This window comes from Streptomyces sp. NPDC021562, assembly GCF_040640875.1.
In the GTDB taxonomy this organism is placed as follows: Bacteria; Actinomycetota; Actinomycetes; order Streptomycetales; family Streptomycetaceae; genus Streptomyces.
Genome location: NZ_JBFACN010000031.1, coordinates 39,534 through 51,954, shown reverse-complemented (window position 1 = coordinate 51,954; position 12,421 = coordinate 39,534). Strand labels below are relative to the sequence as shown.

Annotated in this window: 10 protein-coding genes and 1 pseudogene; 9 read left to right on the top strand and 2 right to left on the bottom strand. The window is 73.3% G+C overall.

The window, feature by feature from the left end:
- Nucleotides 1-58: 58 nt before the first annotated feature.
- Nucleotides 59-544, bottom strand: a pseudogene (locus tag AB0G52_RS34580) (MarR family transcriptional regulator); the annotation flags it as partial.
- Nucleotides 545-635: 91 nt separating this feature from the next.
- On the opposite strand from AB0G52_RS34580, the gene AB0G52_RS34575 reads away from it, so the two are divergent.
- Nucleotides 636-1,151 carry a YceI family protein gene (locus AB0G52_RS34575; protein WP_361342082.1) on the top strand — a complete coding sequence of 172 codons (516 nt, stop codon included), beginning with the start codon at nucleotides 636-638 and terminating at the stop codon, nucleotides 1,149-1,151.
- Between the two features lie 42 nt (nucleotides 1,152-1,193).
- Here AB0G52_RS34575 and AB0G52_RS34570 read toward each other — a convergent pair whose 3' ends face one another.
- A complete protein-coding gene (locus AB0G52_RS34570; RefSeq protein WP_361342184.1) occupies nucleotides 1,194-2,921 on the bottom strand; it encodes a hypothetical protein in 1,728 nt (575 codons plus the stop codon).
- Between the two features lie 264 nt (nucleotides 2,922-3,185).
- Between AB0G52_RS34570 and AB0G52_RS34565 the strand changes: the two genes are divergently transcribed.
- The 8 genes from AB0G52_RS34565 to AB0G52_RS34530 all read left to right on the top strand — a co-directional run bounded on the left by AB0G52_RS34565 (nucleotide 3,186) and on the right by AB0G52_RS34530 (nucleotide 12,420).
- The gene (locus AB0G52_RS34565; RefSeq protein ID WP_361342079.1) at nucleotides 3,186-3,575 is read left to right on the top strand and encodes a cell division protein SepF; all 390 of its coding nucleotides are present in this window, start codon (nucleotides 3,186-3,188) and stop codon (nucleotides 3,573-3,575) included.
- Between the two features lie 187 nt (nucleotides 3,576-3,762).
- The gene (locus AB0G52_RS34560) at nucleotides 3,763-5,040 is read left to right on the top strand and encodes an ATP-binding protein (RefSeq protein WP_361342076.1); all 1,278 of its coding nucleotides are present in this window, start codon (nucleotides 3,763-3,765) and stop codon (nucleotides 5,038-5,040) included.
- Nucleotides 5,037-5,366, top strand: a complete 330-nt coding sequence (locus AB0G52_RS34555; protein ID WP_361342073.1) for a nucleotide pyrophosphohydrolase — start codon at nucleotides 5,037-5,039, stop codon at nucleotides 5,364-5,366. Before AB0G52_RS34560 ends, AB0G52_RS34555 begins: the two co-directional genes overlap by 4 nt.
- Nucleotides 5,367-5,551: 185 nt before the next feature.
- Entirely contained in the window at nucleotides 5,552-6,010 is a 459-nt protein-coding gene (locus AB0G52_RS34550) for a DUF6099 family protein (RefSeq protein WP_207921885.1), read from the top strand.
- A 343-nt stretch (nucleotides 6,011-6,353) separates the two neighbouring features.
- A complete protein-coding gene (locus tag AB0G52_RS34545; RefSeq protein WP_132892250.1) occupies nucleotides 6,354-7,277 on the top strand; it encodes an LLM class F420-dependent oxidoreductase in 924 nt (307 codons plus the stop codon).
- 101 nt (nucleotides 7,278-7,378) lie between these two features.
- Nucleotides 7,379-8,305 carry a DUF4232 domain-containing protein gene (locus tag AB0G52_RS34540; RefSeq protein ID WP_361342068.1) on the top strand — a complete coding sequence of 309 codons (927 nt, stop codon included), beginning with the start codon at nucleotides 7,379-7,381 and terminating at the stop codon, nucleotides 8,303-8,305.
- A gap of 111 nt (nucleotides 8,306-8,416) precedes the next feature.
- Entirely contained in the window at nucleotides 8,417-9,877 is a 1,461-nt protein-coding gene (locus AB0G52_RS34535; protein WP_361342065.1) for a 3' terminal RNA ribose 2'-O-methyltransferase Hen1, read from the top strand.
- Nucleotides 9,874-12,420 (top strand): polynucleotide kinase-phosphatase, encoded by a 2,547-nt coding sequence (locus tag AB0G52_RS34530; RefSeq protein WP_361342062.1) that lies wholly within the window; start codon nucleotides 9,874-9,876, stop codon nucleotides 12,418-12,420. Before AB0G52_RS34535 ends, AB0G52_RS34530 begins: the two co-directional genes overlap by 4 nt.
- The last annotated feature ends 1 nt before the right edge of the window (nucleotide 12,421 follow it).

The following is a 12,421-nucleotide window of genomic DNA, read 5'->3' as shown; positions in this document are numbered from 1 at the left end:
CGCTGTGACCTGGGCCTCGTGGGGGGAAGTGGCCTGATTCGGACAGCGGATCTGGCTGGTTCGCGAGGTCGGGGACCAGTGCGCACAGTGCCTCGCGCTGTTCCGGGCCGATGACGTGGCCGACGGCGTCGCGGACCGTCTCCGCGAGGTCGGCGGAGGCCTCCTGGAGCTGCCGGCGGCCCTTGTCGGTGAGGGCGACCTCGATGCCCCGCTTGTCGCCGCAGACGGACCTGCGGGTGACCAGGCCGGCGTGCTGGAGGCAGGCGATCTGGTAGGTGAGGCGGGTCTTGGGGCGGCCCAGCAGCTCGGCGACGCGCGTCATGCGCAGGCCCTCGTGCGGCTGCTCGGCCAGCAGGCACAGGATCAGGAACTCGTCGTGCGAGACGTCGAGCGAGTCCTTCACCACCGACCGCAGCCGCTGCTCCGCCGCGCCCGTCGCGGCCAGCAGCACCATCCAGGCGCGCAGCTCGGCCGGGAGCAGGCCGCCGCCCGCCAGGGACGGACATTCGGGCAGCTCGACGAGGTGTTCCTGAGATGCGGCCATGACATCGATCCTACCCGTTGTCCAAATTTGGATATTGGGCTAGCGTGAGAGTCATCCAAATTTGAACATCACGATCGATCGGAGCACGGCCATGACCGTCACCGTGGAAACCGGCCTCTGGCAGCTCGACCCGACCGCCTCCGCCGTGGCCATCCGGCACAAGAGCGTCTGGGGTCTGGTCACTGTCAAGGGCACCTTCACCGGCGTCAGTGGCCGGGGCGAGGTGGCCCCCGACGGCACCGCGGCCGGCACCATGGTGATCGACGCGGCCTCGCTGGACACCAAGAACAAGAAGCGCGACGACCACCTGCGCTCGGCCGACTTCCTCGACGCCGGGAACCACCCGGAGATCACCTTCGCGGTGCGCGGTGCCGAGCGGGGCGCCGGTGACGCGGTGCGGGTCGACGGCCTGCTGACCGTCCGGGGGATCAGCCGCCCCCAGCAGGTCACCGCGAAGCTGGTCGCGGCCGATGCCGAGGGGCTGACGCTGGAGACCGAGTTCCAGGTGATCCGCGAGGAGTTCGGCGTCACCTTCAACCAGCTGCGCATGATGGGCGGCCCGACCACCGTGACCGCCACCCTGCGCTTCACGCGTGCGGCGGCCTGACCCGCGACCCGCCGGGCGACCCGGGACCGCGGGCACGACGCGCTAACCCGCCGTCCTGCGCAGCCCGACGTTCTGACTGGAGAGCGTCTGCGGGTCCGCGGTGAAGGCGCGCAGCCGGATCCGGGTGCCCGGCCTGGCGGGGATGTCGAACCGGCCGTTCGCCGGACGCAGTTCGACACTCGCCGTGCCGTGCCCGGGGATCGTCGCCGGGCCCCGCACCAGCAGCCAGTACATGCTCATGCCCTGACCGGTGGTGAGTGTGTAGTGCGGGGTGAGCGGCACGCTTCCGGTGTTGACCACCTTCAGGGTCATCGACCTGACCACCGCGTCGTGGTGCTTCGCCCGCCGCAGCGAGGTGATCTCCATCCGCAGCGGCGGCCCGCCGGTCACCGCGAGCGCCGCGCTCCCCAGCGCCGGGACGAGCAGCAGCACGACCGCGGCGACCAGCGCGGGGCGGCGGCGGGGGCCCGTCAGCACGGCCGGGCGCGGCTGCCAGGCCCGCTCGAACTCCGTCAGGGGAGCGGTCACCGCCGCCGCCACCCACAGCGGGGTCATCAGCAGGTAGTAGCCGTCCTGGGAGCGGGTCGCGAGGAAGAAGGCCAGCCACGGCAGGACGGTCGCGGCCGGGCCGAGCCGCCGCACGAAGAGCACGAACAGGGCGAGCAGGGCCGCCGCGAGCAGCAGGCTCGCGTACGAGTACCAGTCGAGCCGGTCGCTGCCGTTCGTGTAGTAGAGCGAGACGTCGACCAGACCCTGGCCGTGCACCACGGCGCCCTGGATCAGGGGCAGCGCGATCCCGCGCAGCCAGCGGGCCGGCTCGGACACGATGAAGTACGCGTTGATCAGCAGCCACACCGTCACGGCCACCCCGGCGACCCGCAGCACCACCCCGGCGGCGGCCCGGCCGCCCAGCTCACCGCGCCGTACCGCGTAGATCCCGGCCAGCAGGAACGGGACGAAGAACCAGGGCAGTTGCTGGGCCGCGCAGGCGGCGCCGAGGCACGCGGCCCGGGCGATCCCGGGCGCGCCCAGCCGGCCGCCCCGCCCGATCCGGGGCCAGCGCACCGCCACCGGGATCAGCAGGGCCAGCGCCATGACCGCCGGGTAGCCGACCCGGGCGTACCCCGTCAGAAGGCCGAAGCCCAGGCAGGACAGCGTCGCCGCGGACCGCCACGGCACCGGGAGCAGCCGCCACAGCGCGATCGTGCCGGCGATCAGGGCACCCGTGCACGCCGCCGTCGCCGGGGCGCCCTGGTGGCCGAGCCACAGCAACGGGGCGGTGAGCAGCGGTGCCAGCGGGGGGTAGCCGTACGTGTAGTCGTAACCGCCGCTCGTCGTCGGCGTGAGCGCGATCCCCGTGCCGTGGAACAGCCAGGGCCAGGGCCGGCCGTAGACCGTGTGGCCGGCGACCAGTTCCCTGGCGGCCTGGGTGGTGAGGGCGCCCTCGTCGCCGCCGGCGTGGTTGAGCGCCCAGCCGCACAGGGCGAGGACCACCGCCGTGACCAGGACCAGCAGGTCGAGTCGGGCCAGCGAGCGGGTCCTGCGCACCGTCAGCGTCAGCACCCCGGTGACCAGGATCGAGACGTAGCACAGGGAGATCAGGGCGGCCAGGACCAGGTGGTGCGTCGCGGCCTGGGTCCAGATCGACCGGGTGCCGATGAAGAGGCCGATGTCGGCGAGGAGGGTGAGGACGCGGTGCCAGGGGGCGGGGGCACCGGTGTCCCCCGGAGCGGCGGACACCGCCGACTGTGTCCGCCGGCCGGGTGCCACCTGCTGAGATTCTGCCAAGTGCACGCACCGGACGGTATGCGCGGGCGGTGAACGGGGCGTCACCGGAGGTGAAGAGTCCGGTGTGAGGCCAGTAAGAAGCCTCCTATGCGCAGCAATAAACGTGATGGTACGGAAATCTCCCTTCTGCGGTGGTGTGGCCTGCGCATGCGTGCGCGCTTCGTGTCGCTGTTGGGCCGAACGGGTGACTTGGCGTAAGAATTGGCTGGTGCATGCAATGGGTGCGAGTCAGGTCAGGGGGAGCCGGTGAGCCGTTACGACGTCACCGATGAACAGTGGGAGGGGCTCGCCCAGGTGGTGCCGCTACGGGGCCGGGACGCCTGGCCGTCGGCCGTGGACCATCGCGCGCTGCCGGACGCGGAGACCGAGACCCGGCGCCGGTTCGTCGTCCTGCGGGTCAACGTCTTCGCCGACGCCCGTGAGGTCGCGGAGACACTGATGGCCGGGATACCCGTCCTGCTCGACCTGACCAGTGCGGAGACGGAGGTCGCCAAGCGCGTCCTCGACTTCAGCACGGGCGTGGTCTTCGGCCTGGCCAGCGGGATGCACCGGGTGGACCGCAACGTTTTCCTCCTCACCCCGCCCGGCACCGAGGTGAGCGGCCTGATGCAGGACGCGGGCGCCTCCGGCGGCTGAGGGGCGTCCCGCCGGGACGAGGCGGGGCCGGTACCGACGGGGCGGTGTTTCAAGGTCCGGTGCGGTGGGCTGCGGGCGGGCGGTGCCGGGGTGGGTGCCCGGGTGGCTCTGCCCGGTGTCACTCGATCGGAGGAAGGGGCGGCGGGCGGAACGGTTCGGCTGACGCGCGGAGTCCTACGGTCCGCATATGGCCGCCCCCTCCGCCTCCTCCCCGCCGCCCGCCTCTCCCGCCGCCACTGATCCCCGCCGTTCCGCCGGGGCGCACGCCCTTTCCCGGAGCGCCGCCGAATCCCCGGTCGCGCCGTCATCGCCTCCCGCCCCCGGCCCCCCGGCCGTCGCCCCCCTCCGCCGCGACCCCCGCCCCCGGGTCACCGAACTGCGGCTCTCCGCCTTCGCCCGGCACCGCGGCGCCGCCTTTCCGGTCGGCCGTGTCACCCTCCTCACCGGGCCCAGCGGAAGCGGGAAGAGCACGGTGCTCGCGGCCTACGAGGCGCTCGCCCGGCTCGGCGGCGGCGCCGCGCTCGCCGAGGTGTTCCCGGATCCCGGCGCGCTCGTACCCGAGCGGGCCCGGCCCGACGCGCAGCGCCGCCGCGGGTTCCGGATCGGCTGTACGGCCGACGGCGCCGAGGGGCCGGTCCGGCTCGACGTCGCCGTGCAGGCCGAGCCGGAACTGCGCGTCGTGGGGGAGCGGCTGACCGCCGGGGGACTGGTCCTCCTGGAGACCGCCCTGCGGGACCCGGGCCGCCGGTCCGTCCAGGCCGCGTGGCACACCGCGGGCACCGCACCGGTGACCAGGGCCCCGCTGCCCGACGACCGCCTCGGCACCGCGCTGCTGCCGTTGCGCGTCGCCGGCAAGACGGACGGTCAGCGGCGGGTCCTCGCCGCCGCCGAGCAGATGGTCGTCGCCCTGCGGTCGGTGTTCCCCTGCGACCCGCGGCCCGAGAGCATGCGCACCCCGGTCCTCACCGGCTCCGGCCGGCTGCTGCGCGGCTGCGACAACCTCGCCGACGTCCTGTGGCGCACCCGCGCCGAATGCGGCCGACGGCACGGGCTTCTCGTCGACGCCGTGCGCACCGGCTGCGCGGGACCGGTGACCGACCTGGTGGCCGAGCTGCTCGGTGACGGCACGGTACGGGCGCTGCTCGACCGCGGCGACGGCCACCGTACGGAGCTGGCGCGGCTCGGCGACGGCGAACTGCGCTACCTCGCCCTCGCCCTGGTCCTCTTCACCGGCCCCGGCGTCCTCGAGGTCGACGCCCCCGGCGAGGTCCCCGACGCCATGCGCGGCCTCACCGTCCTCACCGACGGCTTCGACCGCTGCCTCGACCCCCGCCAGCGCACCGAACTCCTGCGCACGGCGGTCCTGATGGGCGAACGCGGGCACATCCGCTTCGTCGGCGCGGTCGGCGACGCGTCGTGGGCGGACGGAGCCGGGGCGATCACAGTGGTACACCTGGACGCGTGACCGACGAACCCCTCGACGTGGCGAAACTCCAGCGCCGACTGGCCGATTTCGCCGCCGCCCGCGACTGGCGGCAGTACCACACCCCCAAGAACCTGGTGGCCGCCCTCAGTGTGGAGGCCTCCGAACTGGTCGAGATCTTCCAGTGGTTGACCCCGGAGGAGTCGTCCCGGGTGATGGCCGACCCCGGCACCGCGCACCGGGTCACGGACGAGGTCGCCGACGTCCTGTCCTATCTGCTCCAGCTCTGCGACGTCCTGGACATCGACCCGCTGGCCGCGCTGGCCGCCAAGATCGACCGCAACGAGAACCGGTTCCCGCCCTCCTGACACCCCGTCGGCCCCGGCGACCCGCGCGCGGGGTTGACGCTCGGTAACCAAAACCTCGCCCGAATCCGAATCGTTGTCCACAGATTTCCGCCTTCCTCTGGCTTCGTGTCTCGCGCGCCCTCACTCTGGGTAGTGAACTACTGAGTGCGGCAAGGCAGTTCGGACCGACGGGGACGGGGCGACGGATGGACGCGACGCGGCTCATCATGGCGAGCAGACGGGCGCTGGCGCACGGCGCGGGCATGGCGGAACTGATGACCGAGGTGTGGCAGGCCCAGGCCCTGGCCCAGGCGATCGGCAGCCGGCTGGCCGTCTCGGGGCCGCCCGAACTGCGCGGCGAGGCCCTCGGCCTGACCGAGCTGGCGGGCCGCGGCTGCGGCGTCCTCACCACCCCCGACCTGGACCCGGGCACCCTGCGCGCCGCCCAGCTCACCGAACTGGACGACGCCCGCGTGACGCTGCTCTCCCTAGGCGCCCTGCTCGCCGAGGCCGGCATCGCGCTGGTCGGCATGGCCAGCGCCGCGGCCGACGAGACGACGTACTGGCAGTGCATGGAGGCCATCGATGCGGCCGACGAGTCCCGCGACCGGGTCCTGGAGATGCTCCGCAAACTCGCGGCCCGCGAGGAGGTCCGCGACGGCTAGCCGGCGATCTCCCGGCCCGGGCCGGCCTCGGTCTCCGGGCCCCGCTGCAGATTTGCGTCCACCGCGGACAGGTCGGCGTTCAGGGCGGCCATGATTTCCTCCATCTGCCGGAGCGGCCCCGCCGGTCGACCGGCCGGGCCGCCCGGCGGTGGAACGGACTCCTCGGGCAAGGACAAGACGGCCTCCTCGGCCCCCGGCGCCCGCGTCGACGGGCCACGGCCACGCGCGACGGCGAAGGCCGTCCGGCACGGGTGCCGGGCGGTCCGGCTCCCCTCGCTCGACGAGGGGCGCGGCGGGCGGTGCCGATGCGGTTGCCGGGGCCGGGGCCGTGCAGGATGGACGCATGGACCTTCGCATCTTCACCGAGCCCCAGCAGGGCGCGAGCTACGACACCCTCCTCACCGTCGCCAAGGCCACCGAGGAGCTCGGTTTCGACGCCTTCTTCCGCTCCGACCACTATCTGAGGATGGGCGACGGCGACGGCCTGCCCGGCCCCACCGACGCCTGGATCACGCTCGCCGGCCTCGCCCGGGAGACCAAGCGGATCCGGCTCGGCACCCTGATGACCGCAGGAACCTTCCGCCTGCCCGGCGTCCTCGCCATCCAGGTCGCCCAGGTCGACCAGATGTCCGGCGGCCGGGTCGAACTGGGCCTCGGCGCGGGCTGGTTCGAGGAGGAGCACAAGGCGTACGGCATCCCCTTCCCGAAGGAGAAGTTCGGCCGCCTGGAGGAGCAGCTCGCGATCGTCACCGGCCTGTGGAAGACCCGGGTCGGCGAGACCTTCGACTTCCACGGCACCTACTACGACCTCACCGGCTCGCCCGCGCTGCCCAAGCCCGCCCAGGCCCGGATCCCGGTGCTGATCGGCGGTCACGGCGCCACCCGCACGCCCCGGCTGACCGCCAGGTACGCCGACGAGTTCAACATGCCGTTCGCCTCGGTCGAGGACAGCAAGGCCCAGTTCGGCCGGGTGCGCACCGCCGTGGAGACCGCCGGCCGCAAGGCCGACGAGGTGGTGCTCTCCAACGCCCTCGTGGTCTGCGTGGGCAAGGACGACCAGGAGGTGGCCCGCCGGGCCGCCGCGATCGGCCGCGAGGTCGACGAGCTGAAGACGAACGGCCTGGCCGGCACCCCCGCCGAGGTCGTCGACAAGATCGGCCGCTACGCCGAGGTCGGCTCCCGCCGGATGTACCTCCAGATCCTCGACCTCTCCGACCTGGACCACCTGGAGCTGATCTCCGCCCAGGTCCAGTCCCAGCTGTCGTAACCGGCAGGGACCCGCGCATCCGGCAGGCTGTGACACGGCTGTGACCGGAGGTATGGCCTCCGCCACAGTCGCCCCGGGGTTCGTCCTGATGGGGTGGCCGGATGCGCAGCTCCCGCCTTCGCCTCCTCGCCCCCGCCGCCGCCCTGCTCCTCGCCACGGCGTGCGGCGCGGACCGCGCGGACCAGGGCCGCGGCGCCGGAGCGGCCGTCCCGGCGCCCCGCGCCCCCGTCACCGACCCGCCGGTGGACGGCGTACGGATCACCTCGGTCACCCTCCCGTCCGCCTCCCCGACCCCGCCCGCCACCCACGGTCCGGTCCACGCGGACCGGCTGCCCGGCGACTCCGGCGTCTTCGCCGCCTACCAGGTCAGCAACGACGGCGACGAGGCCATGACCTACACCGTGCTCTTCGCCTTCACGACGGACACCGGCGGGGTGATGGACAACAGGGAGGTGACCGTGAGCGGGGTCGCGCCCGGCAGCAGCAGGAGCGGCAGAGTCGACCTCGGCGTGCTCGCCCCCGGCGCCTCCCCGGTGACCAGGGTGAAGATCGAGAAGGTCAGCAAGGTGCCCGCCGCCGAGGCACCGGCCCGCACCGGCGCCTGCCCGGCCTCCGGTCTGCGGCTGTGGGCCGACGACGGCGACGCCGCGATGGGCCTGCGGGTCGTCGGACTCCACCTGGAGAACTGCGGGAAGAGCGACTACGCGCTCGACGGCTATCCGCGGCTGAGCCTCCTGGACGAGAACCGCGAGCCCGTCCCCGGCGTCCGCATCCTGCACGGCGGCGCCGCCATCGCCTCCGGAACCGGTTACGACGACCCGCCCGCCCCCTTCACCCTCAAGCCCGGCCAGGCCGCCCGCTCCGGCCTGGTCTGGCGCAACACGACACTGGCGGGCACCACGGTGACCGTGCCCTACGTCCGCGTCCTGGCCGGGCCGGGCGCCGCACCCGTGACGGTCACCCCGGACCTGGACCTCGGCACCACGGGACGACTCGGCGTCGGCGCCTGGGAACGGGCCGACCGGTAGGCGGGGGAAAATCCCGCGTCCCCTGCCGCGATCCTCGGTACGTTGGAGCCGCGAACAAGCGCACGACCAGCGCTTTCGCGCTCTTTCCGACCCTTTCCGAGGCGACCCACCGTGTTCCTGACGATCACCACCACCGGCACCCCCGCACGCCCCGCGACCGACCTCGGGTACCTGCTGCACAAGCACCCCGACAGCGCGCAGCAGTTCTCGACCTCCTACGGCGTCGCGCACGTCTTCTACCCGGAGGCGGACGCCCAGCGCTGCACGGCGGCGCTGCTGCTGGAGGTCGACGCGGTCGCGCTGGTCCGGCGCGGCCAGGGCAAGGGACGCGGCGGAGCCCCCGATGCGGCGCTCGCGCAGTACGTCAACGACCGCCCGTACGCGGCCTCCTCGCTGCTCGCGGTGGCGATCGGCAACGTCTTCTCCAGCGCACTGCGCGGCGTGTGCCGCGCCCTCCCGGAGACCCCCGCGCAGCCGAGGCCGTTGCGCGTGGAGGTCCCCGCACTGCCCGCCCGGGGCGGTCCCGACCTGGTACGGCGCCTCTTCGAGCCGCTCGGCTGGGCCGTCACCGCCGAACCGGTCGCCCTGGACGGCGCGTTCCCCGAATGGGGCGACTCGCGCTACGTCGGGCTGGTCCTGGAGTCGGAGACCCTCACTCTCTCCGCGGCGCTGCGCCACCTCTACGTCCTGCTCCCGGTCCTCGACGACGCCAAGCACTACTGGGTGACCTCCGAGGAGGTCGACAAGCTGCTGCGGGCCGGCGAGGGCTGGCTGCCCGGCCACCCCGAGCAGCGGCTCATCACCAGCCGCTACCTCTCCCGCCGCTGGTCGCTGACCCGGCAGGCGATGGAACGGCTGGAACTGGTGCGGCTCGCCGAGACCGACGACAGCGAGGTCGAGGACATCGACAACGCGGTCGAGGCGGAGACGGAGAGCGAGGAGAAGCCGACCCCGCTCGCCGCACAGCGGCGCGAGGCGATCCTCACCGCGCTGAAGCGCGCCGGCGCCGCCCGCGTCCTCGACCTCGGCTGCGGCCAGGGTCAGTTGGTGCAGGCGCTGCTGGCGGACGCGTCGTTCACCGAGGTCGTCGGTGTCGACGTGTCGATACGGGCCCTGTCCATCGCCTCCCGGCGGCTGAAGCTGGACCGCATGGGGGAGCGGCAGGCTGCCCGGGTCAGGCTCCTGCAGGGCTCGCTCGCTTACACCGACAGACGGCTCAAGGGATACGACGCCGCCGTGCTCAGCGAGGTGATCGAGCACCTCGACCTGCCCCGGCTGCCCGCCCTGGAGTACGCGGTGTTCGGCGCCGCCCGCCCGCGCACGGTCCTCGTGACCACCCCGAACGTCGAGTACAACGTCCGCTGGGAGACGCTCCCCGCCGGACACCGCAGACACGGTGACCACCGGTTCGAGTGGACCCGCGCCGAGTTCCGCTCCTGGGCGCGGCAGGTCGCCGAACGCCACGGCTACGACGTGGAGTTCACCCCCGTGGGCCCGGACGACCCAGAGGTCGGCCCGCCCACCCAGATGGCCACGTTCACGTTCGCCGCGAAGGAGGCGAAGGCAGCATGACCGAGACACAAAGCACCGGACGGGTCCTCCCCGTCACCGACCTCTCCCTGGTCGTCCTCGTCGGCGCCTCCGGCTCCGGCAAGTCCACCTTCGCGCACCGCCACTTCAAGCCGACCGAGGTGATCTCCTCCGACTTCTGCCGGGGACTGGTCAGCGACGACGAGAACGACCAGAGCGCGAGCGGGGACGCCTTCGACGTCCTGCACTACATAGCGGGCAAGCGCCTGGCCGCCGGCCGCCGCACGGTCGTGGACGCGACCAGCGTGCAGCAGGACTCCCGGCGTCAGCTGATCGACCTGGCCAAGCGGTTCGACGTGCTGCCGATCGCCATCGTGCTCGACGTGCCCGAGGAGGTGTGCGCCGAGCGCAACGCGGCCCGCACCGACCGCGCCGACATGCCGCGCCGGGTCGTGCAGCGGCACATCCGCGAACTGAGGCGCTCGATACGGCACCTGGAGCGCGAGGGCTTCCGCAAGGTGCACATCCTGCGCGGTGCCGAGGAGATCGAGTCGGCCACCGTCGTCACCGAGAAGCGCTACAACGACCTGACCCACCTCACCGGTCCCTTCGACATCGTCGGCGACGTCCACGGCTGCGCGCACGAACTGGAGTCCCTGCTCGCCAAGTTGGGCTACCAGGACGGCGTGCACCCCGAGGGCCGTACCGCGGTCTTCGTCGGCGACCTGGTCGACCGCGGCCCGGACAGTCCCGGCGTGCTGCGCCGGGTGATGTCCATGGTCGGGTCGGGCAACGCCCTGTGCGTGTCCGGCAACCACGAGAACAAGTTCGGGCGGTACCTCAGGGGCCGCAAGGTCCAGCACACCCACGGACTCGCCGAGACCGTCGAGCAGATGGCCGGGGAGCCGGAGGAGTTCCGGGCGCAGGTGCGCGCGTTCGTCGACGGGCTCGTCAGCCACTACGTGCTCGACGGCGGCCGGCTGGTCGTCTGCCACGCCGGGCTGCCCGAGAAGTACCACGGCCGCACCTCCGGCCGGGTCCGCTCGCACGCGCTGTACGGCGACACCACCGGCGAGACCGACGAGTTCGGCCTGCCGGTGCGCTACCCGTGGGCCGAGGACTACCGGGGCCGTGCCGCCGTCGTCTACGGTCACACCCCGGTCCCCGAGGCGACCTGGCTGAACAACACCGTCTGCGTGGACACCGGCGCGGTCTTCGGCGGCCGGCTGACCGCGCTGCGCTGGCCGGAGCGGGAGCTGGTGGACGTCCCGGCCGAACGGGTCTGGTACGAACCGGCCCGGCCGCTGCGCCCCGAGGCGCCCGGCGGCGCGGACGGCCGGCCGCTGGACCTCGCGGACGTGCAGGGCCGCCGGACGGTCGAGACCCGGCACCAGGGCCGGATCGCGGTCCGCGAGGAGAACGCGGCGGCGGCCCTGGAGGTGATGAGCCGCTTCGCGGTCGACCCACGACTGCTGCCCTACCTGCCGCCGACCATGGCTCCGACCGCCACCAGTGAACTCGCCGGCTACCTGGAGCACCCGGCGGAGGCGTTCGCGCAGTACGCGCGGGACGGCGTCGCCCGGGTGGTGTGCGAGGAGAAGCACATGGGCTCACGGGCGGTGGCGCTGGTGTGCCGGGACGCCGAGGTCGCCCACCGGCGCTTCGGTGTCGCTCCCGGCCCCACCGGCTCCCTCTACACCCGTACCGGACGCCCGTTCTTCGACGACGAGACGGTGACCGAGGAGGTCCTCGGGCGGATCCGGGCCGCGGTCGACGCGGCCGGCCTCTGGGACGAGCTCGCCACCGACTGGATTCTGCTGGACGCGGAGCTGCTGCCCTGGTCGCTCAAGGCCGGCGGTCTGCTGCGCACCCAGTACGCGGCCGTGGGCGCCGCCTCCGGCGCGGTGTTCCCGAGCGCGCTGGCCGCCCTGCAGAGCGCGGTGGAGCGTGGCGTCGACGTGACCGGGCTGCTCGCCCGGCAGCGGGAACGCGCCGCGTACGCGAGCGCGTTCACCGACGCGTACCGCCGCTACTGCTGGACCACGGAAGGACTGGACGGGGTGCGGCTGGCCCCCTTCCAGCTCCTCGCGGTCCAGGGCCGCAGCCTCGCCGCGCTCCCGCACGACGAGCAGCTCGCCCTTCTGGACCGGCTGGTGGAGCACGACCCGAGCGGTCTGCTGAGGACCACCCGCCGGCTGTACGTCGACACCGGCGACCCGGAGTCGGTCCGGGCGGGCGTCGACTGGTGGCTGGAGATGACCGGCCGGGGCGGCGAGGGCATGGTCGTCAAGCCGGTCGGCGCGGTCGTACGGGGCCCGGAGGGCCGGCTGGTCCAGCCCGGCATCAAGTGCCGGGGCCGCGAGTACCTGAGGATCATCTACGGCCCCGAGTACACCCGCGCCGACAACCTCACGCGGCTGCGCAAGCGGTTCCTCAACCACAAGCGGTCCCTGGCGGTCCGTGAGTACGCCCTGGGTCTGGAGGCCCTGGACCGCCTCGCGGACGGCGAGCCGCTGTGGCGGGTGCACGAGGCGGTGTTCGGGGTGCTGGCCCTGGAGTCGGAGCCGGTCGACCCCCGGCTGTGAG

Coding starts and splice junctions, on each gene's coding strand:
- AB0G52_RS34530 (WP_361342062.1), top strand. CDS start 9,874: ATGACCGAGACACAAAGCACCGGACGGGTCCTCCCCGTCACCGACCTC.
- AB0G52_RS34575 (WP_361342082.1), top strand. CDS start 636: ATGACCGTCACCGTGGAAACCGGCCTCTGGCAGCTCGACCCGACCGCC.
- AB0G52_RS34545 (WP_132892250.1), top strand. CDS start 6,354: ATGGACCTTCGCATCTTCACCGAGCCCCAGCAGGGCGCGAGCTACGAC.
- AB0G52_RS34560 (WP_361342076.1), top strand. CDS start 3,763: ATGGCCGCCCCCTCCGCCTCCTCCCCGCCGCCCGCCTCTCCCGCCGCC.
- AB0G52_RS34550 (WP_207921885.1), top strand. CDS start 5,552: ATGGACGCGACGCGGCTCATCATGGCGAGCAGACGGGCGCTGGCGCAC.
- AB0G52_RS34540 (WP_361342068.1), top strand. CDS start 7,379: ATGCGCAGCTCCCGCCTTCGCCTCCTCGCCCCCGCCGCCGCCCTGCTC.